The 21968-nt window shown below is 70.3% G+C and carries 20 protein-coding genes; 10 read left to right on the forward strand and 10 right to left on the reverse strand.

Annotated features, from left to right (window positions below):
* The first annotated feature begins 96 nt into the window (after positions 1 to 96).
* The 3 genes from C6Y14_RS06460 to C6Y14_RS06470 all read left to right on the forward strand — a co-directional run bounded on the left by C6Y14_RS06460 (position 97) and on the right by C6Y14_RS06470 (position 4102).
* Entirely contained in the window at positions 97 to 858 is a 762-nt protein-coding gene (locus C6Y14_RS06460; protein ID WP_107015525.1) for a DeoR/GlpR family DNA-binding transcription regulator, read from the forward strand.
* Between the two features lie 12 nt (positions 859 to 870).
* Positions 871 to 1818 carry a 1-phosphofructokinase gene (gene pfkB, locus C6Y14_RS06465; protein ID WP_107015526.1) on the forward strand — a complete coding sequence of 316 codons (948 nt, stop codon included), beginning with the start codon at positions 871 to 873 and terminating at the stop codon, positions 1816 to 1818.
* A gap of 175 nt (positions 1819 to 1993) precedes the next feature.
* A complete protein-coding gene (locus tag C6Y14_RS06470; RefSeq protein WP_107015527.1) occupies positions 1994 to 4102 on the forward strand; it encodes a PTS fructose transporter subunit IIABC in 2109 nt (702 codons plus the stop codon).
* A 144-nt stretch (positions 4103 to 4246) separates the two neighbouring features.
* On the opposite strand, the gene C6Y14_RS06475 is transcribed toward C6Y14_RS06470, so the two are convergent.
* From C6Y14_RS06475 to C6Y14_RS06485, 3 genes are all read right to left on the reverse strand, one after another.
* Positions 4247 to 4993 (reverse strand): DUF6227 family protein, encoded by a 747-nt coding sequence (locus C6Y14_RS06475; protein WP_107015528.1) that lies wholly within the window; start codon positions 4991 to 4993, stop codon positions 4247 to 4249.
* Between the two features lie 157 nt (positions 4994 to 5150).
* Entirely contained in the window at positions 5151 to 6356 is a 1206-nt protein-coding gene (locus tag C6Y14_RS06480) for a L,D-transpeptidase (protein ID WP_107015529.1), read from the reverse strand.
* A gap of 211 nt (positions 6357 to 6567) precedes the next feature.
* On the reverse strand, positions 6568 to 7596 hold the full coding sequence (locus tag C6Y14_RS06485) for a P1 family peptidase (protein ID WP_107015530.1): 1029 nt from the start codon (positions 7594 to 7596) through the stop codon (positions 6568 to 6570).
* Positions 7597 to 7682: 86 nt separating this feature from the next.
* Here C6Y14_RS06485 and C6Y14_RS06490 point away from each other — a divergent pair, with 86 nt between their 5' ends.
* Positions 7683 to 7865: a hypothetical protein gene (locus C6Y14_RS06490; protein WP_107015531.1), complete on the forward strand. Its 183-nt coding sequence runs from the start codon at positions 7683 to 7685 to the stop codon at positions 7863 to 7865.
* 67 nt (positions 7866 to 7932) lie between these two features.
* Here the strand turns inward: C6Y14_RS06490 and mscL are convergent, their stop codons facing one another.
* The 6 genes from mscL to C6Y14_RS06525 all read right to left on the reverse strand — a co-directional run bounded on the left by mscL (position 7933) and on the right by C6Y14_RS06525 (position 14046).
* The gene (gene mscL / locus C6Y14_RS06495; RefSeq protein WP_107015532.1) at positions 7933 to 8421 is read right to left on the reverse strand and encodes a large conductance mechanosensitive channel protein MscL; all 489 of its coding nucleotides are present in this window, start codon (positions 8419 to 8421) and stop codon (positions 7933 to 7935) included.
* A gap of 135 nt (positions 8422 to 8556) precedes the next feature.
* Complete coding sequence (locus C6Y14_RS06500) at positions 8557 to 9096, reverse strand: hypothetical protein (protein ID WP_404828721.1); 540 nt, start codon at positions 9094 to 9096, stop codon at positions 8557 to 8559.
* 342 nt (positions 9097 to 9438) lie between these two features.
* Positions 9439 to 10281 (reverse strand): S-methyl-5'-thioadenosine phosphorylase, encoded by an 843-nt coding sequence (locus C6Y14_RS06505; RefSeq protein WP_107015534.1) that lies wholly within the window; start codon positions 10279 to 10281, stop codon positions 9439 to 9441.
* Between the two features lie 107 nt (positions 10282 to 10388).
* Complete coding sequence (locus C6Y14_RS06510; protein ID WP_107015535.1) at positions 10389 to 10736, reverse strand: FmdB family zinc ribbon protein; 348 nt, start codon at positions 10734 to 10736, stop codon at positions 10389 to 10391.
* A 69-nt stretch (positions 10737 to 10805) separates the two neighbouring features.
* On the reverse strand, positions 10806 to 12065 hold the full coding sequence (locus C6Y14_RS06515; RefSeq protein WP_225890962.1) for an MFS transporter: 1260 nt from the start codon (positions 12063 to 12065) through the stop codon (positions 10806 to 10808).
* Between the two features lie 454 nt (positions 12066 to 12519).
* Positions 12520 to 14046: a potassium/proton antiporter gene (locus C6Y14_RS06525; RefSeq protein WP_107015537.1), complete on the reverse strand. Its 1527-nt coding sequence runs from the start codon at positions 14044 to 14046 to the stop codon at positions 12520 to 12522.
* Positions 14047 to 14277: 231 nt separating this feature from the next.
* Between C6Y14_RS06525 and C6Y14_RS06530 the strand changes: the two genes are divergently transcribed.
* The gene (locus tag C6Y14_RS06530) at positions 14278 to 17094 is read left to right on the forward strand and encodes a penicillin acylase family protein (protein ID WP_107015538.1); all 2817 of its coding nucleotides are present in this window, start codon (positions 14278 to 14280) and stop codon (positions 17092 to 17094) included.
* A gap of 86 nt (positions 17095 to 17180) precedes the next feature.
* On the opposite strand, the gene C6Y14_RS06535 is transcribed toward C6Y14_RS06530, so the two are convergent.
* A complete protein-coding gene (locus tag C6Y14_RS06535) occupies positions 17181 to 17795 on the reverse strand; it encodes a 5-formyltetrahydrofolate cyclo-ligase (protein ID WP_107015539.1) in 615 nt (204 codons plus the stop codon).
* A gap of 94 nt (positions 17796 to 17889) precedes the next feature.
* Here C6Y14_RS06535 and galU point away from each other — a divergent pair, with 94 nt between their 5' ends.
* The 5 genes from galU (at position 17890) to C6Y14_RS06560 (ending at position 21885) form a co-directional block, all read left to right on the forward strand.
* Complete coding sequence (gene galU, locus C6Y14_RS06540) at positions 17890 to 18792, forward strand: UTP--glucose-1-phosphate uridylyltransferase GalU (protein ID WP_107015829.1); 903 nt, start codon at positions 17890 to 17892, stop codon at positions 18790 to 18792.
* 4 nt (positions 18793 to 18796) lie between these two features.
* Positions 18797 to 20119, forward strand: a complete 1323-nt coding sequence (gene glp / locus C6Y14_RS06545) for a molybdotransferase-like divisome protein Glp (RefSeq protein ID WP_107015540.1) — start codon at positions 18797 to 18799, stop codon at positions 20117 to 20119.
* A 73-nt stretch (positions 20120 to 20192) separates the two neighbouring features.
* Positions 20193 to 20672: a cyclic pyranopterin monophosphate synthase MoaC gene (gene moaC, locus C6Y14_RS06550; protein WP_107015541.1), complete on the forward strand. Its 480-nt coding sequence runs from the start codon at positions 20193 to 20195 to the stop codon at positions 20670 to 20672.
* On the forward strand, positions 20669 to 21229 hold the full coding sequence (locus tag C6Y14_RS06555) for a MogA/MoaB family molybdenum cofactor biosynthesis protein (RefSeq protein ID WP_107015542.1): 561 nt from the start codon (positions 20669 to 20671) through the stop codon (positions 21227 to 21229). Before moaC ends, C6Y14_RS06555 begins: the two co-directional genes overlap by 4 nt.
* 26 nt (positions 21230 to 21255) lie before the next feature.
* Entirely contained in the window at positions 21256 to 21885 is a 630-nt protein-coding gene (locus tag C6Y14_RS06560) for a GNAT family N-acetyltransferase (protein WP_225890934.1), read from the forward strand.
* Positions 21886 to 21968 lie beyond the last annotated feature (83 nt).

The raw sequence follows: 21968 nt of genomic DNA on the forward strand, positions 1-21968 counted from the left end.
CCCACATCGATGCCCGAACCTGTTTACTTTCCCGAAACGCGGGCGTAGCCTGCGAGTGAAACCACAGGTTCGGGCAGAGAGTGGAGGCGAACGGGCATGTACGCACCTGAGCGGCAGCAGGAGATCCTCCGGCTCGCACGTGACGGTGGACGCGTGGACGTCGTATCGCTGGCCGAGGAGTTCCAGGTCACCGCCGAGACCATCCGGCGGGACCTGAAGGCACTCGACCGGGCGGGACTCCTGCGCCGCGTGCACGGCGGTGCCATACCGGCCGGGCGGCTCGACTTCGAGCCCGACCTCGCCGAGCGCGAGACCACCGCCGCGGACGAGAAGGACCGCATCGCCAAGGCGGCCCTCGCCGAACTGCCCGAAGAGGGCACGATGATCCTCGACGCGGGCACGACCGTCGCCCGCCTCGCCGGCGCCCTCCCGCTGGAGGCCTCGCTCACCGTCGTGACGCACAGCCTCCCCATCGCGGCCCGCCTCGCCGACCACCCCGGCGTCCAGCTCCATCTCATCGGCGGCCGCGTCCGGCACCGTACGCGCGCGGCGGTCGACGCTTGGGCGCTGCGGGCCTACGGCGAGATCCGCGCGGACGTGGTCTTCCTCGCCGCGAACGGCTTCTCCGCCGAACACGGCCTGACCACCCCCGACCTCGCCGAAGCCGCCGTGAAACGCGCCGCCCTCGCCGCGGCCCGCCGCGTGGTGCTGCTCGCCGACTCCGCCAAGCACGGCCAGGAACACTTCGCGCGCTTCGGCGGCCTCGACGAGGTGGACCTCCTGATCACCGACAGCGGGCTGAGCCCCGAAGACGCCACCGCCATCGAGCGCGGCGGCACGGAAGTGCTCTGTGTCTAGAAACGAGTGCGCATGATCCTCACCGTCACCCCGAACCCGTCCCTGGACCGCACGTACGAGGTGCCCTCGCTCGACCGCGGTGAGGTCATCCGGGCCAGCGGCGAGCGCATGGACCCGGGCGGCAAGGGCGTCAACGTCTCGCGGGCCGTCGCCGCGGCCGGCCGCCGTACCGTCGCGGTCCTGCCGCTCGGCGGCGCCCCCGGCGCACTCGTCGCCGACCTGCTCGACGCCCAGGGCATCGAGGTCGCACCGGTCCCCGTCGCCGGGGCGACCCGGTCGAACATCGCGCTCGCCGAGGCGGACGGCGTCCTCACGAAGATCAACGCACCCGGACCCGAACTCACCTCCGCCGAGCAGGAGTCGCTCCTGGAGGCAGTACGCGAGCAGTCCCGCGACGCCGACTGGATCGCCTGCTGCGGCAGCCTGCCCCGCGGCCTCGCACCCTCCTGGTACGCGGAACTGGTCGCCCGAGCCCACCGGGCGGGCGTCCGCATCGCCCTGGACACCTCGGGACCGGCACTGCTCGCGGCCCTGCGCGAGGGGCCCGACGTCGTCAAGCCGAACGTCGAGGAACTCGCCGAGGCGGTCGGCCGCCCGCTCGCCACGGTCGGCGACGCCGTCAAGGCCGCCGAAGAACTGCGCGAACTGGGCGCGCGGGCCGTACTCGCCTCCCTCGGCGCCGACGGGCAACTGCTCGTCAGCGAGGAGGGCGCGTGGTTCGCGAGCGCCCGCGTCGACGTCGTACGCAGCAATGTGGGCGCCGGCGACTCCTCCCTCGCCGGTTTCCTCATCGCCGGCGGCAGCGGGCCCGGCGCGCTCGCCTCCGCAGTCGCGCACGGAGCGGCGGCCGTGCAGCTGCCGGGCAGCGTGATGCCGAGCCCCGCGAACCTCGACCCGGGCGCGGTGACGGTCACCGCTCAGATCCCGGTCGACCGCGTACTGACGGAGCCGGCGTCATGACCACCCACGTCGTCCGGGCGGCCCACGCGGCCCACGTGGCCCACGGATCCCGTGCAGCCCACCCCGCAACAGTCGCAACAGCCGCAGTGGCTGAGGCAACTGAAGCAACCCCCGTCCCCATCCCCACCCGCGCCCACCACTCTCCCCGGGCGATACGCGAGCGAAGGAGCCCGCGATGAGCGAGATGATCACCGCGGAACTGGTCGATCTCGACCTGTCCGCCGATACGAAGGAAGCGGCGGCGCGTGCCCTCGCCGAGCGCATGGTCTCTCTGGGGCGGGTGACCGACCTGGACGGATTCCTCGCCGACGTCGCCGCCCGCGAGGCCCAGATGCCGACCGGCCTCGACGGCGGCATCGGCATCCCGCACTGCCGCAGCGAGCACGTCACCGAGCCCACCCTGGCCTTCGGACGCAGCGCGGCCGGGGTCGACTTCGGCGCACCGGACGGCCCCGCCGACCTGATCTTCCTGATCGCCGCTCCGGCCGGTGCGGACGACGCCCACCTCACGATCCTGTCGTCGCTGGCCCGCCAGTTGATGAACGCCGAGTTCACGACCGCGCTGCGGTCGGCGGACGACGCGGAGTCGGCGGCGGCGCTCATCCGCGGGGACGAGCCCGCCGAGGCGGGCACCGAGCCCGAACCCGCGGCAGCCGCGGAGCCCGCCGCCGACGCTCCGGCCGAACCGGCGTCGGACCCATCGGACCCATCGGACACGTCGGTCCCGTCGGCCGCGGCGACTCCGGCCGGGGCCGAACCCGCGGCCGAGGGCCGCGCCCGGCAGCCGTTCCGGATCGTCGCCGTCACCTCCTGCCCCACCGGCATCGCGCACACCTACATGGCGGCCGAGTCGCTGGAGAAGGCGGGCCGCGAGGCCGGTGACGTCGAGATCGTCGTCGAGACGCAGGGATCGGCCGGCTTCACCCGGCTCGACCCCGCAGTCATCGCCGCCGCGGACGGCGTGATCTTCGCCCACGACGTGCCCGTACGGGAGAAGGACCGGTTCGCCGGGAAGCCCACCGTGGACGTCGGAGTGAAGGCGGGCATCAACAAGCCCGCCGAGCTGATCGCCGACGTACGCGGCAGGGCCGAGCGCGGCGAGTCCACCTCGGCCGCCCGACCCGGCGGCACCCCGGTGGACCGCGCGGGCGACCCCGGCGACGGCTATGGCACCAAGCTCCGCAAGTGGCTCATGACCGGCGTCAGTTACATGGTCCCCTTCGTCGCCGCGGGCGGTCTGCTGATCGCGCTCGGATTCGCGATCGGCGGCTACCAGATCAACGAGGCCAAGCCCGTCACCGAGGTCTTTCACTGGGGCCAGATCGACAGCTGGGGCGCGCTGCTGTTCCAGATCGGCGGCGTCGCCTTCGGCTTCCTGATCCCCGTCCTCGCCGGCTACATCGCCTACGGAATGGCCGACCGGCCGGGCCTCGTGCCGGGCTTCGTCGGCGGCATGATCTCGGCCAACATCAACGCCGGTTTCCTCGGCGGTCTGGCCGCCGGTCTGCTGGCCGGCGCGGTGGTCCTCGCCATCCAGCGGATCAAGATCCCCCCGGTGCTGCGCGGCATCATGCCGGTGGTCGTGATCCCGCTGATCTCGTCCATCGTCGTCGGCTTCCTGATGCTGATCGTGATCGGCAAGCCCATCGCCGAGGCACAGAAAGCGATGACGGACTGGCTCGGCGGCCTCTCCGGCACGAACGCGGTGCTGCTCGGCGTCCTGCTCGGCCTGATGATGTGCTTCGACCTGGGCGGCCCGGTCAACAAGGTCGCGTACGCCTTCGCCACGGCCGGGATCGCCGTGCAGGACCCCAGCGACTCCGCGATGAAGATCATGGCGGCCGTGATGGCGGCGGGCATGGTCCCGCCGCTCGGCATGGCGCTGGCGACCACGATCCGCAAGAGGCTCTTCACCCCGGCCGAGCAGGAGAACGGCAAGGCCGCCTGGGTCCTGGGCGCGTCCTTCATCTCCGAGGGCGCCATCCCGTTCGCGGCCGCCGACCCGCTGCGGGTCATCCCGGCCTCGATGGCGGGCGGCGCGGTCACCGGCGCCCTGACCATGGCGTTCGGCTCGACCCTGCGCGCCCCGCACGGCGGCATCTGGGTCACCTTCCTGATCGGCAGCCCGTTCCTCTACCTGCTGGCCATCGCCGCCGGCACGGCGGTCACGGCCGGCCTGGTCATCGCCCTGAAGGGCATGCGCAAGCAGGCCCCCGACGGCGGTAAGAAGGCGTCCGCCGAGGCCACCACGGCGCCGCAGCAGAAGGAGCCGGTGGCGGCGTAGACACCCGGCCGCAGAACCAGCACACGGCCGTGGCCCGGGGCGAACTCCCGGGCCACGGCCATGTGCTGCACATATGTCCGCCGACTGTCCGCCGACTGTCCGCCGACTGTCCGTCGGCTGCCTGCCGGCTCTCTCGGTTCTCCGTCAGCGAAGGTTGGCGGCCCGGCGCTCCATGGCCTCCCGGGCGTCCTCCTCCGACGCGTACACCTCGCACATGTGCCGGCCGTCGGGCGTCGCCGTGTGCTCGACCTCCCACAGGGACAGCTCACGGCCGTCCCGGAGCAGGAACGCGTGCTCGTACAGCGAGAAGCACAGCCCCCTGCGGCCGGTGCGGACCGGCCGCCCGAACGCCTGGGTGATCTGGTGCGCGAACGCCCTGCGCAGCAGCTCGGCCATGTCCTCGCCCGGCCGGTCCGCGTTCTCGGCGCGCCGCAGCAGCCGCCGGCCGTGGTCCGCCGAGTCGTCCGGGACGTAGGCGTGTAGCGGTGCCGGAATGGCCGACAGCCTCACCAGCAGGGGCAGTTCGAAGTCGGGCGTGTCCACGGGCAGCGGCAGACGCGCGGTCGCGGTGCGCAGCTCTTCCGCGTCCTCGTAGACCTCGTGCTGCGTGTCGCGGCCCGGCGCGGTGTTGTGGACCAGCTCCCAGAGCGTGAGCGCGCTCCCATCGGCCAGCAGCCACGTGTGCCGATACGTCTCGCGGTGCAGTCCCGCGCTGTGGTGCGCGGAGTGCAGTGAACTGTCGTGCGCCAGCGCCCGGTCGAGCCGCCCTATCGTGTCGTCCGGCAACTCGAAGGAGTTCAGGGCGCGACCGAGGAGTCGCGCGAGATGCTCCTCCGGAGACTCGGGCGACTCGGGTGGCTCGTACGCTGCCGTCTCGTACGGAACGCTCAAGGCTTCTCCCGGCGTTGCTGCATGTCACCTTGTGGGTGCATACCGTAGCCCCTCGGTCGGACATCATGTCCGGGAACCGAGAAAACGTACACACGAAAAACGCCGGGGCCGCGGGAGAAGTTCCCGCGCGGCCCGCGAAAATCACAAAACCCTTAGGTCAGAGGGCACTTCCGGCGGTCCATGCACTCCATGCCATGTTCCAGCCGTTGAGGCCGTTCTCCGGCGCGACCGTCTTGTCGGGGGAGTTCTTGACGGTCACGACGTCCCCGACGAGCGAGTTGTCGAAGAACCACTTGCCGTTCGTGTCGCTCCCGGCGCCCTGCGCATCCGCGAGGCCGACGCAGCCGTGGCTGGTGCCCTGCTTCCCGAACGGCGGGTTGCCCTTGTCGTACCAGTAGTTGCCGTGGATGAAGGTCCCCGACGTGGTCAGCCGCATCGCGTTCGGCACGTCCGCGATGTCGTACTCACCGCCGTAGCCGACCGTGGAGCCGTTCATCCGCGTCTGCCGGAACTTCTCGGCGATCACCATCTGCCCGTTGTACGTGCTGTTGTCCGGGCTGCCCGCCGAGATCGGGACCGTCCTCAGGGTCCGGCCGTCCCGCACGACCTTCATGGTCTGCGTGTCGGCGTCGACGGTGGACACCTGCGAACGCCCCACCGTGAAGCTGAACGTCTTGTCCTGCACCCCGTGGACGCCGTTCGCGCCCTCGACCCCGTCCAGGTCCACCTTGGTCGTGACCTTGGAACCGGCCTTCCAGTAGTCCTTGGGCCGGAAGTCCAGCCGCTGCGCCCCGAACCAGTGCCCGACCACCTTCTGCCCGCTGCTGGACGTGACCTTGATGTGCGACTCGACGTCCTTCTTGTCGGTGATCGCCTTGTCGAAGGTGAAGGACACCGGCATCCCGACCCCGACCTTCGCCCCGCCGTCGGGCGTGTACGTCCCGATGAAGCTGTTGTCAGGGGAGACGGTGGTGAAAGTCGAATCGGCCGCCGCGGTCTTCCCGTTCTCACCCTCGGCGGTGGCCGATATCCGGTACTTCGTCCCCCGCTCCAGCCGCTTCCCGGGCTTCCAGCTCTTCCCGTCCCCCGCGACCGACCCCGGTACGTCGGCTCCGGTCGCCGACTCGGTCATCCTCACCTCGGTCAGCTTCCCGTCGCTGACCTTCACACCGGTCGAGTTGATCGACGCCCCGGCCGAACCGTCCTTCGCGGAGATGGTTATCCGCGCCCCGGAGGACTTGGACCCACCGGGCTTGTTGTCGGCCTTGGCGTCGCCACTGCAAGAGGTGAGAGTCAGGGCGCCGACCATCAGGGCGGCACAGGCCACCAGCGTGCGCCTCGCTGTCGAGTCGGGCGTTGTCACGGGCTGCTCCAGGTTCTCGTGGTGCGGGACGGTCGGTCGATCCGGTCCATGGACAGAAGATCCATGAACAAGGAGCGCAACTCCGACCGCCCGGGTTCCCACCCTTCGCCCCTGACACCAGCACGTGACAGACCCGGGACAATCCCGTCCCCGACAACCCCACTTGCCCCTCCGGGAATTGTCCCGCCCCCCCCGGGGGGCACCCCCTCCCCTACCCCCTCCCGTACAACTCCCCATGCGACAGCCACACTCCGCCCGGGCCCTCCACCGACTCGGCGGCTCGTACCGCCCTCACGATCGCGCGTGTCACCAGGTCCGCGCCCGCGGCGAGGATGTCGTTCAGGGCGAGGGGGTCCTCGGCGGCGAGTGGGTGTGCGCCCGTGGCCAGGGCGAACACCGTGTCCCCGTCGTTCAGCAGGTGCACCGGCCGGACGGCTCGCGCGATGCCGTCGTGTGCCGTGCCCGCCATCTTCTGGGCCTGTGCCTTCGACAGGTCGGCGTCGGTGGCGACCACCGCCAGCGTGGTGTTCAGCGGAGGAACCGAGTTCTTCGCCGCGGCCGCCGCCAGCCGCATCCCCGCCGCCCGGTGGACCTCCGCGGCCGGACAGTCCAGCTGCCCCTGCACCAACTCCCCGTACAGCGCCCCCTTCTCCGGCTCCAGCACCGAGCCCGCCGCGTTGGCCACGACGAGCGCCGCCACCGTGATCCCCGATTCGAGAACGGCACTCGCCGTGCCGACCCCGCCCTTCATCATTCCGACGGCCGCCCCGGTCCCGGCGCCCACACACCCCTCCCGTACGGGCGCGCCCGGCTCGCTCGCCGCCGCGGCCTCCACCGCCTCGCGGCCCGTCGCCGCGTCCGGCCGGGCCCGGAAGTCGCCGCCCCGGCCCAGGTCGAAGACGCAGGCCGCCGGCACGACCGGCACGACATGGTGCGGAGCGGGGCCGACCCGCACCCCGCGCCCCCGCTCCTCCAGCCAGGCCATCACACCCGTCGCGGAGTCCAGCCCGAACGCGCTGCCGCCGGTGAGCACGACCGCCTCGACCGTGCGCACCACGTTGCGCGGGTCGAGCGCGTCGGTCTCCTTGGTACCGGGCCCGCCGCCGCGCACGTCCACGGCGGCGACCGCGCCACCCTCCGGGGCCAGGACGACCGTCGTCCCGGTGAGCCAGCCATCGCCGACCCGCGTGGCATGCCCCACACGCAGCCCGGTCACATCGGTCAGAGCGTCAACAGTCATGGGCCCAGTGTCGGCCCCGACCCCGCCCGCGGTGGAGACCTCGGCGGACGCCCGGCCGTACGCTCGCCTGCGCGTACCCTGAAGGTATGAGCGAAGCCGCAACGCCCACCCCGGAACCGCGTGAGCCCAAGGCCGCGCTGGTCTTCGACGACCCGCTGAGCCGGCCGTCCGAGGACGACACGGACCGCGGGTGGGGCGAGAGGCCGTCCGGTGACAGCGCCGCGGACCTGGCCCGCTTCCTGGACGAGAAGCCGCCCCACCACATCTGACCCCACCCGCGGCCCGGTCGCCGGAGGTCCGCCCCGCAAACCCTGCCGGTGCTGCCCTCTCCCGCCCCTACCGCTCGCTGTCGCTGTGCCCGGAGCCGCGCTGGGCCACCAGAGCGTCGCGGATCTCCTTCAGAACAGCCAGCTCGGTGACCTCGATCACCTCCTGCGTGTTCTCCCGCGCCTTCTGGCGGGCCGCCTGCCGGGCCAGGTACTTCGACATCGGCAGCACCATCAGGAAGTACACGACGGCGGCGGTGATCACGAAGGTCAGCGTCGCGCTGAGGACGGTGCCCCACATGATGGGGATACCGCTGGTCGCGGTCCCCGTCGCCTCGTCGAAGTCGCAGGGGGACTTCAGGCACGAGCTGTACTTGTCCAGATCCTTGGTGCCGAAGGCGCCGACCAGCGGGTTGATCACGCCCTTCACCACGGAGTTGACGATGTTGGTGAAGGCGGCGCCGATGACCACCGCGACAGCCAGGTCGACGACGTTCCCGCGCATCAGGAAAGCCTTGAAGCCGTCCAGGATGCTCGGGTCCTTCTTCTTCTCGCTCACCAGGGGGACCCTTCTCAGTTGCACAGATTGTGGAACGAACAGCTCCGCAACCTACGTCAGGGTGCGGCGCCCCTGTCCAATTCCATACCTCCAACGAGCGACTTGACAGCCAGACCACCACTCGCCTGATCATGCTCAGCACAAGGTCACCGCCAGTCGCGAGGTCACGCCTGCCCCGGCCAGCCGTGCGGCAGTCCTTCTGGGCACGGACAGCACGACCAGCGCCCCACCCTCGGCCACACTGTCCAGGGACTCCGGGACCTTCGTCACCCGCACCCCACGGGCCACCACCCGAGCGTCACCCGCCCCCGCCTGCTCGGCCGCGACCACGTCCACCCGGTCACCGGGCCTGAGCAGCCGCACGGTCGCCCCGTCGGCGATCCGCACGGGTGCCGTCACCATCTCGACCGGCCGCCGCTCCGGCACGGAATCGACGACCGGCCGGGGCGGCCCCGCACCCCGCGCCACCACCTCCCGCGGCCCGGCCGCGACAAGGGCCGCCGCGGTCAGGACCAGCCCCGCGGCCAGAGCCCGTCTCCGGCACCGAACCAGCCGCAGAAGCTGATACCGCCCACCCCGCACCCGTACAGGAGCGAAGTGCGGCACCTGACACGTACCGGGAACGTCCGTGTCCAACGGACGCGGAAAGGAGGACAACTGGGCCACGAGTACCACCGCCTGCGGGTCGGAGATCGCTTTCGCCCCCAGACTGCGGCCTCACCGAAAATCCTGCCGACCTCCGTGGACAATCCCCCACTTGTGGAAAACCCCACCACCCGAAGGAGACCTTCCACCCCCGACGGCCGCGGCGAAGGCCGCCGTGACCCGCACCCGACGATGGCGCCCGGGAGCGGGCCGTGCCGGTACGTCGAAAGTCCGCCGCGTAGGGCTCCCGCAAAAAAGTCGGACGTTCCAAGCCGGAGCCGTATGCACGGGGGCGGCGGACTCGACGTACCGGCACGGCCCGCTCCCACCCCAGCGCATCCCCAGCAACGCACCCGAGCAGCCCCAACGCGCCTACGGCAATGCAATCCCCGGATCCATCCCACCCAACGCGGAAGCACACAGACAATCCCGCGCACCCCCGTCGGGCAACCCCGCAACCGCGTCGAACAGAACCCCCCGCAACCGCCCCACATTCGCGGCGAACACCTTCAGCACCTCGTCGTGCGAGACACCTTCTCCCGCCGCGGCCCCCGCATCGAGGTCGGTGACCAGCGTCATCGACGTGTAGCAGAGCTCCAGTTCACGAGCGAGCGCCGCCTCCGGATGCCCGGTCATACCCACCACGGACCACCCCTGCGCCCGGTACCAGAGAGACTCCGCCCGGGTCGAGAACCGCGGCCCCTCGATCACGACGAGCGTCCCGCCGTCCACCGCCTCCCACTCCCGCCCCCGCGCCGCCGCGAGCGCGACCTCGCGCCCGGCAGGGCAGTAGGGGTCGGCCAGCGACACATGCACCACGTTCGGCGTGCCGCCGTCGTGCAACGGCACCCCGTCGAAGAACGACTGCGCCCGGGACTGCGTACGGTCCACGAACTGGTCCGGCACGAGCAGCGTCCCGGGCCCGTACTCGGGCCGCAGCCCGCCCACGGCACACGGCCCGAGCACCTGCCGCGCGCCGACGGAACGCAGCGCCCACAGATTGGCCCGGTAGTTGATGCGATGCGGCGGCAGATGATGCCCACGCCCGTGGCGGGGGAGGAAGGCGACCCGTCGTCCGGCGATCTCGCCGAGGAAGAGGGAGTCGCTGGGCGGCCCGTAGGGGGTGTCCACCTGTATCTCGGTCACGTCGTCGAGGAACGAATAGAAACCCGACCCGCCGATGACGCCGATCTCGACGTTCTCCGTGTTCGCCATGACCGGCACCCTAACCGGGCCCTGAGGGAGCCGGAAAACGCCGAAGACCCCGCCGTGCGCGTGAAGCGCGACGACAGGGTCTTCGTAAGAAAAGGCGCGAGAACGCGTCAGGCGGCGTTGCTGCCGGAGGACGAACTCGTGGACGACGACTTCGACGACGACGACTTCGAATCCGAGGACGACGACGAAGACTTGGAGTCCGACGAACCGGACGGCTTCGAGTCGGACGACGACCCCGAGGACTTCGACGCCGAAGCAGGGCTGCTGCTCGACGACGAGCCGCGGCTGTCGTTGCGGTAGAAACCGGAGCCCTTGAAGACGATGCCTACTGCGGAATACACCTTCTTCAGGCGGCCACTGCAGTTGGGGCACACGGTCAGGGCGTCATCGGTGAACTTCTGCACCGCCTCAAGGCCTTCGCCGCACTCGGTGCACTGGTACTGGTAGGTCGGCACTGTGTCTTCCTCCTGGCACTCTCACTCAGTGAGTGCTAACGACGGTCCATACTGACCTATTCCTCGGGATCAGTCCACTGACACCGGCACGCGGTGACCCACGCCACGTGCGACGGTACGGCTCACGGTCGGCGGAGCGAGCCGCGAACGCAGGGCCACCAGGGTGGCCAGAGCGAGCAGTGTGCCGCCCATCGGGACCAGGAAACCGGCTCCGTCCCAGAGGCGGTCCTCCAGCTGTCCGGCGATCATGACCGCGGCCGCCTGGCCGAGTGCGACCGCGCCGGTCAGCCAGGTGAAGGCCTCCGTTCGGGCGCCCACCGGCACCAGCCCCTCGACCAGGGTGTAGCCGGTGATCAGGGCGGGCGCGATGCACATGCCGACGACGAGACCGGTCCCGGCGAGGACGATCACGGACTGGGCCGCCCACAGCCCGGAGGCGGTCAGCGCCAGGGCCGCGTACCCGATGAGGAGGCGGCGCCGCGGTGCCACCTTCCAGGCGATCGCGCCGCAGACGATGCCGGAGAGCATGTTGCCCGCGGCGAACGTGCCGTACAGGACGCCGTTCAGGCCGGGCTCGCCGATCGACTCGCTGAACGCGGCCAGCGAGACCTGCATGCCGCCGAAGACGGCACCGATGCCGAGGAAGGCCACGATCAGCACCCGTACACCGGGGACGCCCAGGGCGGAAACGGGCTTCACGCGCGCGTGCCCGCCGTCACCGGTCCCCGAGCCCCCGGCACTGCCGGTCTCGACACCGACAGGCGGCTGGGAGCCCCGCTGGGCGGCGAACAGAAGGCCGCCCACCAAGGTCAGCGCGGCTTCCGTGAGCAGCCCCGCGGCCGGATCCACGGCGGTGCACAGCGCGGTCGCCAGGAGCGGTCCGAAGACGAAGGTCAGCTCGTCCGTGACGGACTCGAACGCCGCCGCGGTCGTCATGAGGGGCGAGCCCTGGAGCTTGGCGCCCCAGCGGGCCCGCACCATGGGCCCGACCTGCGGCACCGAGGCGCCGGTCGGCACGGCGGCGGCGAACAGGGCCCATAGGGGAGCGTCCGCGAGGGCCAGCGCGGTCAGGGAGAGGCCCGCCAGCGCGTGGACGACGACACCGGGGAGCAGCACGGCCCGCTGGCCGTGCCGGTCGGCGAGACGGCCGGTGAAGGGTGCGAACAGGGCCATGGCGACACCGGTCACGGCGGCGACGGCGCCGGCGGTCCCGTACGAGCCGGTGGTGTGCTGCACGAGCAGCACGATGGAGATGGTCAGCATCGCGAACGGCTGGCGCGCGGCGAAGCCGGGAAGCAGGAACGTCCAGGCGCCACGGGTACGCAGCAGCTGCCCGTACCCCGGGCGCTTGGAAACCGACGTTCCGGTGGGGACCGAAGTCCCGGTGGTGGCCGATGTTCCTGTGGAGGCCGGACCTCCGGTGGAATCCGGCGTCCCGCCGGTCCCCTGGGTGACCGTGGATGCCACGGCCGTGCCTTTCTGCCGCCTGGTAGCGCGGCCCCTAAGGCGGGGCGCGGGGCGCCGAGAGCTGTCCTCTTGCGCGGAACTGCGGTAGATACCGGGCCGCCCATCGAGAGGGGCACCGCGGTCGCCATACGGTCGCGCCAGCACTGCGTCAGGCAGAGTTGGTTCGATCAAGTGTGCCTTGATGATACAGGCTCCACGGAGGCCGGACCTGTGAAAACCAGCACCTTTGAAGTCGCCGCCTGGCTTTCACAACGCGCCGTGCCGGACTTCGCCAGGCCCCCACCAAGCCCAGCCTCCGTAGGCCCCCACCCCACACTCAGCGATCCCCACCGGTCCCCAGCCAGTCCGCCAGCTTTCCGCCCTGTCCGACCGCCCGCAGTCGTCGTTCGGCCGCGTCCCGGACGGGATCCGTCGCCACGACGAGCAGTTCGTCGCCGCGCCGCAGCACGGTCGTGGGAAGCGGAACGAACGATTCTCCTCCGCGTACGACCAGCGTGACCGCGGCCCCCGCGGGCAGCCGCAGCTCGTTGATCTCGACGCCGTGCATCTTCGACCCGTCCGGGATGGCGACGGACAGCAGATGCCCGCGCAGCCGCTCCAGGGGCGCCGACTCGATCCCCAGGTCGGCGGTCTCCGAGTCGGATTTGGACAGCCCCAGTTTCCGGGCGAGCCAGGGGAGCGTCGGCCCCTGCACGAGGGTGTAGACGACGACAAGGACGAACACGATGTTGAAGATGCGACGGCTTTCCTCGATGCCGCTCACCATCGGGATCGTCGCCAGGATGATGGGCACGGCGCCGCGCAGTCCGGCCCAGGACATCAGGGCCTGTTCCTGCCAGCGCATACGGAACGGCAGCAGGGCCACCACGACACTCAGTGGTCGCGCCACCATGGTCAGCACCAGACCGATGACGAGCGCCGGCCAGATGTCGTCACCCATCTCGTGCGGGGTGACGAGCAGGCCGAGCAGCACGAACATGCCGATCTGCGCGATCCAGCCGAGCCCGTCGGCGAAGCCGCGGGTGGCGGGCCAGTGCGGCAGCTTCGCGTTGCCGAGCACCATCGACGCCAGATACACCGCGAGGAAGCCGCTGCCGTGGGCCAGCGCCCCGGCCGCGTACGCGGTGACCGCGATCGCCATGACGGCGATCGGATAGAGACCGGAGGCGGGCAGCGCCACATGCCGCAGTCCGTACGCCCCCATGAAGCCCACCGCGAGCCCGATGGCCGCCCCGATGGCCAGCTCCAGCGCTATCTCGCCGATCAGGTGGTACCAGTGGTCCACCGGACCGGCCGTGGAGAACGCCACGACGAGGATGACGACCGGGGCGTCGTTGAACCCCGACTCGGCCTCCAGGATGCCCGTCACACGCGAGGGGAGGGGCACCTTCCGGAGTACCGAGAAAACAGCCGCCGCGTCCGTGGAGGACACCACCGCGCCGATGATGAGCGCCTGCCGCCACTCCAGCCCGATCAGGTAGTGGGCAGCCGTCGCCGTGACGCCGACGCTCACCGAGACACCGACGATCGCCAGTGAGGAGGCGGCCGGGAGTCCCGGCTTGATCTCCTTCCACTTCGTGCCCAGACCGCCTTCGGCGAGGATCACGACCAGGGCCGCGTACCCGATGACCTGGGTCAGTTCGGCGCTGTCGAAGTGGACGTCGCCGATGCCGTCCTGGCCCATGGCGACGCCGATGCCCAGGTAGACGAGCAGGCTGGGGAGCCCGCTGCGCGAGGAGATCCGAACCGCTGCCACCGCGACGAGCAGAACGAGCGAGCAGACGAGCAAGAGCTGGTTGAGGTGGTGGACAGTCAGCGGCTGTTCCCTTCTCCTACTTCCGATCCTGGTGTTCCGAGTGGCTCGGTTTGATCGGTTTTATCAGCGCAACTACTTCGTTACCTTACCTAACTCTTGACGCTTTCTTGACACTTGCCAGGGCAAGATCGAACTTTCGTCCGCCCGGGTTCCCGACACCGCGTCAAGCCGGGGTTGCCCCTGCGCCTATGGTTGCTCCAGCGTTCAGTCAACTGGACAAGCCCGTCTGCCGCTCGCGTGAGGACAGCAAGGACAGCGATGCCCCCCAACACCACCGCATCTTCCGGTCAGAAGCCCGGCAAGTCCGGCAGGAAGAAGGGGCGCAGAGCCCGTCTGATCCTGATCATCCTGGTTCTGGCCATGGTCGGCGGTGTCGCCTACGGGGCCTTCTGGAGCATCAGCACCGTCCGCGCCTCCTTCCCGCAGACCAAGGGTTCCATCACCCTCGACGGTCTGTCGGGGCCTGTGGACGTGAAACGGGACGGCTACGGCATCCCGCAGGTCTACGCCTCGACCGACGAGGACCTGTTCATGGCGCAGGGCTACGTCCAGGCGCAGGACCGGTTCTACGAGATGGACGTCCGCCGCCACATGACCGCCGGCAGGCTCTCCGAGATGTTCGGCAAGAGCCAGGTCGACAACGACGAGTTCCTGCGCACGCTCGGCTGGGAACGGGTGGCGGAGAAGGAGTACAAGAGCAAGCTGTCGGCGGAGACCAAGAAGTATCTCCAGGCGTACGCCAAGGGGGTCAACGCCTACCTGAAGGGCAAGGACGGCGCGGACATCTCCCTGGAGTACGCGGCCCTCGGCTTCACCAACGACTACAAGCCCGAGGAGTGGACCCCGGTCGACTCCGTGGCCTGGCTCAAGGCGATGGCCTGGGACCTGCGCGGCAACATGCAGGACGAGATCGACCGCTCCCTGATGACCAGCAGGCTCGGCCCGAAGCAGATCGCCGACCTGTACCCGGAGTACCCGTACGACCGGAACAAGCCGATCGTGCAGGAGGGCCAGTACGACACCGTCACCGGGCAGTACTCGCAGGACAGCACCGACTCCGGCACGGGTACGGGTACCGGCGCCGGCACGGGCACGGGCACGGGCACGGGCACAGGAACCGGCGGTACGCAGTCCGTGGCGGGCAGTGGGCTCACGAACGGCACCGAGGCGCCCGCGGGGCTGGAGAGCCAGCTGTCGGGCCTCTACGGCGTGCTGGACGACGTTCCCGAGGCCGTCGGAGTGAACGGCAACGGCATCGGCTCCAACTCCTGGGTCGTCGGCGGCTCCCACACCATCAGCGGCAAGCCCCTGCTGGCCAACGACCCGCACCTGTCGCCCTCGCTGCCGTCGGTCTGGTACCAGATGGGCCTGCACTGCAACAGCCTCTCCGAGAAGTGCCAGTACGACGTCTCCGGATACACCTTCGCGGGCATGCCCGGTGTGGTCATCGGCCACAACAAGGAGATCGCCTGGGGCATGACGAACTCCGGCGCCGACGTCACCGACCTCTACCTGGAGAAGCTCACCGGGGAGGGCTACGAGTACGACGACAAGGTGCTGCCCTTCACCACCCGCAAGGAGAAGATCGACGTCGCGGGCGGTGCGAGCAAGACCATCACCGTCCGGGAGACCAACAACGGACCGCTGCTGTCCGACCGTGACGACGAGCTGGTGAAAGTCGGCAAGAAGGCCGGTGTCGACAGCGCCGCCCCCGACCGCGGCGACGGCTACGGCATCGCCCTGCGGTGGACCGCGCTGGACCCGGGCACCTCGATGGACGCCGTCTTCGCGATCAACAAGGCCACCGACTGGACGGCCTTCCGCAAGGCGGCCACCCTCTTCGACGTCCCCTCGCAGAACCTCGTCTACGCGGACCGCGAGGACAACATCGGCTACCAGCTGCCCGGCCGGATCCCGAAGCGCGGCGAGGGCGACGGTTCGCTCCCGTCACCGGGCTGGGACTCCAAGTACCGCTGGACCGGCTACATCGACCAGGACGAACTCCCCAACGAGTACAACCCGGAGCGCGGTTACATCGTGACCGCCAACCAGGCCGTGGTCGACAAGGACAAGTACCCGTACACGCTCACCACGGACTGGGGTTACGGCACCCGCAGCCAGCGGATCTCCGACCTCATCGCGTCGAAGATCAAGAACGGCGGCAAGGTCTCCACGGACGACATGCGCCAGATGCAGCTCGACAACAGCAGCGAGATCGCCAAGCTGCTGGTGCCCAAGCTGCTCAAGATCGACGTGCCCGACAAGGACGTCCGTGAGGCGCAGAAGCTCCTGGAGGGCTGGAACTACACCCAGGACGCCGACTCGGCCGCCGCCGCGTACTTCAACGCGACCTGGCGCAACATCCTCAAGCTCGCCTTCGGCAACAAGCTCCCCAAGGAGCTGCGGGTCAAGGGCCAGTGCCTGTACGTCGAACCGGCCGACTCCACCGGCCCGGTCGACGACGAGGACGACAAGGTGCGCGAGTGCGGCCAGCGCGACGCCGACAGCGCCCAGCCGGACGGCGGCGACCGCTGGTTCGAGGTGGTGCGCAAGATCCTCGACGACGAGGACAACGACTGGTGGTCGGCGCCCAAGACGCGTAACGACAAGGCCGTCGACAGCCGTGACGAACTCTTCGGGCGGGCCCTCGCGGACGCCCGCTGGGAGCTGACCGCCAAGCTCGGCAAGGACCTCGACACCTGGAGCTGGGGCCGCCTGCACCGGCTGTACCTGAAGAACCAGACCCTCGGTACCGAAGGCCCCGGCTTCCTGCAGTACATGCTCAACCGCGGCCCGTACAACATGGGCGGCGGAGAGGCCGCGGTGAACGCCACCGGCTGGAACGCGGCGGGCGGTTACTCGGTCGTCTGGGTGCCGTCGATGCGCATGGTGGTCAACCTCGACAACTTCGACAAGTCCAGGTGGATCAACCTGACCGGGGCCTCCGGGCACGCGTACAGCGCCCACTACATCGACCAGACGAGCAAGTGGGTCAAGGGCGAACTGCTCCCGTGGGTCTCCTCGGACCCGGCCGTCGACAAGGCCACGTCGGACACCCTGGTGCTGAAACCCTGACAGGCACCGCTGCCAGGCAGCGCTGAAAGGGCCCTCCACGCGCGCGTGGAGGGCCCTTTCCCGTACCCGGGCGCTCCGGCCGGTGGTCAGCGGAACCGGTGGACTCCCGACGGGGTCACCGCCGCGTGCACCGGCCGGTCGTGCGGCTCCTCGGGTACGTGGCCCACCACTTCGGAGTCGTGCAGCAGCACCACCAGGGCTGGATCAGCGCCCGCCCGCTCCAGCCGCGCGAGCACCCGGTCGTACGATCCGCCGCCGCGGCCGAGCCGCATCCCGCGCCCGTCCACGGCCAGCCCCGGCAGCAGTACGGCGTCGGCGCCGAGCACGGCCTCCGGGCCCAGGCGGGTGCCCGCGGGCTCCAGGAGGGTCATCCGGCCCCCGAGCCGGACGGGCGCGAGCGAGTCCGGGCCGTCGTAGGTGCCCCAGTCGAGGTCGTTGTCCGCGAGGAGCACGGGGAGCAGGACACGTACACCGCGCGCGTGGAGCGCGTCGAGGAGCGCACGGGTGCCCGGTTCGCTCCCCATGGAGACGTACGCCGCCACCGTGCGCGCACGCGCCAGTTCGGGCAGCTCCAGCGCGCGGGCCGCGAGAGAGGCCTCCGTCTCCCGCGCGTCATCGGCCGTCAACCTGGCCCTCACCGTGAGGATCCCCCGCCGCAACGAACGCTTGGCAGAGTCCTCTTCAGGTCTCAGGTGGCTCATAGGCTTGTTCCGTACCCTTCATAATGCGCTCATATGAGAGCGAATTAACCGGAGCCACAGATTCACTACAAAGGCACCGGATATGGTGTCGGGCATGACTCAGTCGCACCCAAGGATCAGCAAGGCTGTCATCCCCGCAGCAGGTCTCGGTACCCGGTTCCTGCCGGCCACCAAGGCCACTCCCAAGGAGATGCTGCCGGTCGTGGACAAGCCCGCGATCCAGTACGTGGTCGAGGAGGCCGCATCCGCCGGCCTCGATGACGTCCTCATGATCACGGGCCGCAACAAGCGCCCGCTGGAGGACCACTTCGACCGCAACTACGAGCTGGAGTCGGCCCTTCAGAAGAAGGGTGACGCCGGCCGGCTCGCCAAGGTGCAGGAGTCAAGCGACCTCGCCACCATGCACTACGTCCGCCAGGGCGACCCCAAGGGCCTCGGTCACGCCGTGCTGTGCGCCGCCCCGCACGTCGGCGACGAACCCTTCGCCGTACTCCTCGGCGACGACCTGATCGACCCGCGCGACCCGCTGCTCAAGCGCATGGTCGACGTCCACGCGCAGTACGGCGGCAGCGTCATCGCGCTCATGGAGGTCGAACCCGAGCAGATCCACCTCTACGGCTGCGCGGCCGTCGAGGCCACCGAGGACGGCGACGTCGTCAAGGTGACCGGCCTCGTCGAGAAGCCCGACCCGGCGGACGCCCCCAGCAACTACGCGGTCATCGGCCGGTACGTCCTGGACCCGCACGTCTTCGACATACTCCGCACGACCGAGCCCGGCCGCGGCGGCGAGATCCAGCTCACCGACGCCCTCCAGCAGCTCGCGGACGACGAGAAGATCGGCGGCCCCGTGCACGGCGTCGTCTTCAAGGGCCGCCGCTATGACACCGGTGACCGCGGCGACTACCTGCGTGCCATTGTCCGACTCGCGTGCGAACGTGAAGACCTGGGCCCGGACTTCCGGGCCTGGCTTCGCAGTTACGTCACCGAGGAGATGTAGCAATTTGAGCACCGCCGCGACCCGTGCCACCGGCCAGGACCACCTCTGGTCGGTGACCGAGCACCTGGAGGACATCCTCGCGACCGTGCGGCCCCTGGACCCCATCCAGCTGCAGATCCTCGACGCCCAGGGCTGTGTCCTGGTCGAGGACGTGATGGTGCCGGTGTCCCTGCCGCCCTTCGACAACAGCTCGATGGACGGGTACGCGGTCAGGGTCGCCGATGTCGCGGGCGCCAGCGAGGAGTATCCGGCGGTCCTCACGGTCGTCGGCGACGTCGCGGCGGGCCAGTCCGAACTGCTGCACGTGGGCCCCGGCCAGACCGCCCGCATCATGACGGGCGCCCCGCTGCCGCCCGGCGCCGAGGCGGTCGTCCCCGTGGAGTGGACCGACGGCGGCCTCGGCGAGGGCCCCGTCTCCGGGATGCGCGCCCGCAGCACGTCCCCCGAGGGCGCCTCGGGACAGGTGCACGTCCACCGCCCGGCGGGAGCACGCGCGCATGTGCGCGCGAAGGGCAGCGATGTGAACGCCGGCGACCGTGCCCTGTCCGCGGGCACCGTCCTCGGCCCGCCCCAGATCGGCCTGCTCGCCGCGATCGGCCGGGGCACCGTCCGCGTCCGCCCCCGCCCGCGCGTGGTGGTCATGTCCACCGGCAGCGAACTGGTCCAGCCCGACGGCGAGTTGGAGAACGGCCAGATCTACGACTCCAACAGCTTCGCGCTGTGCGCCGCGGCCCGCGACGCCGGAGCGATCGCCTACCGGGTGGGCGCCGTCGCCGACGACGCCGAGACACTGCGCGCCACCATCGAGGACCAGCTCATCCGCGCCGACCTCGTGGTCACCACGGGCGGCGTCAGCGTCGGCGCGTACGACGTCGTCAAGGAGGCGCTCTCCTCGGTCGGCGACGAGGACGAGGCGGGCGGCGGCATCGAGTTCCGCAAGCTCGCCATGCAGCCGGGCAAGCCCCAGGGCTTCGGCACCATCGGCCCCGACCACACCCCGCTGCTCGCCCTCCCGGGCAACCCCGTCTCCTCGTACGTGTCCTTCGAGCTGTTCGTGCGCCCCGCGATCCGCACCCTGGCCGGCCTGGACGACGTCCACCGGCCGACCACCCGGGCGACGCTCCGTACGGACAAGTCGCTCACCTCGCCCGGCGGCCGCCGTCAATTCCTGCGCGGCCGTTACGCGGACGGGGAAGTGACGCCCGTCGGCGGCGCCGGATCCCATCTGATCGCGGCCCTCGCGCACGCGAACGCGCTGATCGTCGTCCCGGAGAGCGTCGAGTCCGTGGAGAGCGGCACCGAGGTCGACGTGGTCCTCCTGGGCTGACAGCTCCGGGTTGGGGGTAGCGTGTCGCGCACGACAGGCACGACCGGGAGCGCCGCCACAGCATGAGTACGGCATGAGTACGCAGGACAGACTGACCCACATCGACGAGGCGGGTGCCGCCCGCATGGTCGACGTGTCCGCGAAGGACGTGACGGCCCGCACCGCCCGCGCGAGCGGCCGCGTCCTCGTCTCGCCCCGCGTGATCGAGCTGCTGCGCGGCGAGGGGGTGCCCAAGGGCGACGCCCTCGCCACCGCGCGCATCGCGGGCATCATGGGCGCCAAGCGCACACCGGATCTGATCCCGCTGTGCCACCCGTTGTCGGTGTCGGGTGTCAAGCTTGACCTGTCGGTCGCGGACGACGCCGTCGAGATCCTGGCCACCGTCAAGACCACCGACCGCACGGGCGTCGAGATGGAGGCCCTCACCGCGGTCACCGTCGCGGCTCTCACCGTGATCGACATGGTCAAGGCGGTCGACAAGGGGGCGGTCATCACGGACGTGCGCGTGGAGGAGAAGACGGGCGGCAAGTCGGGCGACTGGAGCCGGCCATGACGGCCTCGCAGCCGGCCGCACCGGCCGGGCAGCCGAGCGGGGACGCGCTGACGGCTCCCTACAGCGCGCTCGTCGTGACGGCCTCGAACCGCGCCGCGGCGGGTGTCTACGAGGACAGGGGCGGCCCCCTGATCGCGGAGGGACTCGCGAAGTTCGGCTTCGCCGTCGACGGCCCCTGGGCGGTCCCCGACGGGGACCCCGTCGAGAACGCGCTGCGGGTGGGCGTCCGGGCCGGTTACGACGTCATCGTGACCACCGGCGGCACCGGCATCTCACCCACCGATCGCACACCGGAGGCCACGCGGAAGGTGATCGATTACGAGGTGCCGGGCATCGGCGAGGCCATCAGGGCGTTCGGACGGGAGAAGGTGCCCACGGCGGCGCTCTCCCGGGGCCTCGCCGGGGTCGCCGAGGGGACGCTGATCGTGAACCTGCCGGGTTCCACCGGCGGGGTCAAGGACGGCCTGGCCATCCTCGAACCCCTCCTGATCCACGCCGTCGACCAGCTCCGCGGCGGCGACCACCCCAGACCCAGTGGCAGTGGGGGTGCGAGCTGAACAGCCCATCCTGGCCGGTCGAGCTGGTGCACGGCGATGTGGTCCTCCGGCCCATAAAGCTGCGCGACCAGCGAGCCTGGCGCGACGTCAACCGGCGCAACCGGGACTGGCTGCGCCCCTGGGAGGCGACCATTCCGCCGCCCACACCCAGCGGGCCGATCGCCCACCGGCCGACGTACCGGCAGATGGTCCGGCATCTGCGCGCCGAGGCGAACGCGGGGCGGATGCTGCCGTTCGTCATCGAGTACCAGGGGCGGCTCGTCGGACAGCTGACGGTCGCGGGAATCACCTGGGGCTCCATGTGTTCGGGCCATATCGGCTACTGGGTGGACGAGGCGGTCGCCGGACGCGGAGTGATGCCGACGGCCGTGGCGCTTGTGTCCGACCACTGCTTCCGAACCGTTGGTCTGCACCGCATCGAGGTCTGCATTCGGCCCGAGAACGGGCCCAGCCGACGGGTCGTCGAGAAACTCGGATTCCGTGACGAAGGTCTCCGTCCGCGTTATCTCCACATCGACGGAGCCTGGCGCGACCACCTCGTCTTCGCCCTCACCGCCGAGGAGATCCCGGAAGGACTGCTGACCCGCTGGCGCCGGACACGCACACGGAACGCGTCCGAAAACTCACCACGGGACACACCACGGAACACCGCGTAAATGAAATAGGTGTTCGAAAATGATCGGTGATCGACCATCCTCGGGCATTAATTTCGTGCTCTCGGCAGCCTGCTGATCGCATC

This window comes from Streptomyces dioscori (assembly GCF_003024195.1).
GTDB lineage: Bacteria > Actinomycetota > Actinomycetes > Streptomycetales > Streptomycetaceae > Streptomyces > Streptomyces dioscori.

Bases quoted from the DNA above. Each gene is read 5' to 3' on its own strand.
- C6Y14_RS06460 (WP_107015525.1), top strand. From the start codon at position 97: ATGTACGCACCTGAGCGGCAGCAGGAGATCCTCCGGCTCGCACGTGAC.
- pfkB (WP_107015526.1), top strand. From the start codon at position 871: ATGATCCTCACCGTCACCCCGAACCCGTCCCTGGACCGCACGTACGAG.
- C6Y14_RS06470 (WP_107015527.1), top strand. From the start codon at position 1,994: ATGAGCGAGATGATCACCGCGGAACTGGTCGATCTCGACCTGTCCGCC.
- C6Y14_RS06485 (WP_107015530.1), bottom strand. From the start codon at position 7,596: ATGACTGTTGACGCTCTGACCGATGTGACCGGGCTGCGTGTGGGGCAT.
- C6Y14_RS06490 (WP_107015531.1), top strand. From the start codon at position 7,683: ATGAGCGAAGCCGCAACGCCCACCCCGGAACCGCGTGAGCCCAAGGCC.
- C6Y14_RS06505 (WP_107015534.1), bottom strand. From the start codon at position 10,281: ATGGCGAACACGGAGAACGTCGAGATCGGCGTCATCGGCGGGTCGGGT.
- C6Y14_RS06530 (WP_107015538.1), top strand. From the start codon at position 14,278: ATGCCCCCCAACACCACCGCATCTTCCGGTCAGAAGCCCGGCAAGTCC.
- C6Y14_RS06535 (WP_107015539.1), bottom strand. From the start codon at position 17,795: ATGAGCCACCTGAGACCTGAAGAGGACTCTGCCAAGCGTTCGTTGCGG.
- galU (WP_107015829.1), top strand. From the start codon at position 17,890: ATGACTCAGTCGCACCCAAGGATCAGCAAGGCTGTCATCCCCGCAGCA.
- moaC (WP_107015541.1), top strand. From the start codon at position 20,193: ATGAGTACGCAGGACAGACTGACCCACATCGACGAGGCGGGTGCCGCC.
- C6Y14_RS06555 (WP_107015542.1), top strand. From the start codon at position 20,669: ATGACGGCCTCGCAGCCGGCCGCACCGGCCGGGCAGCCGAGCGGGGAC.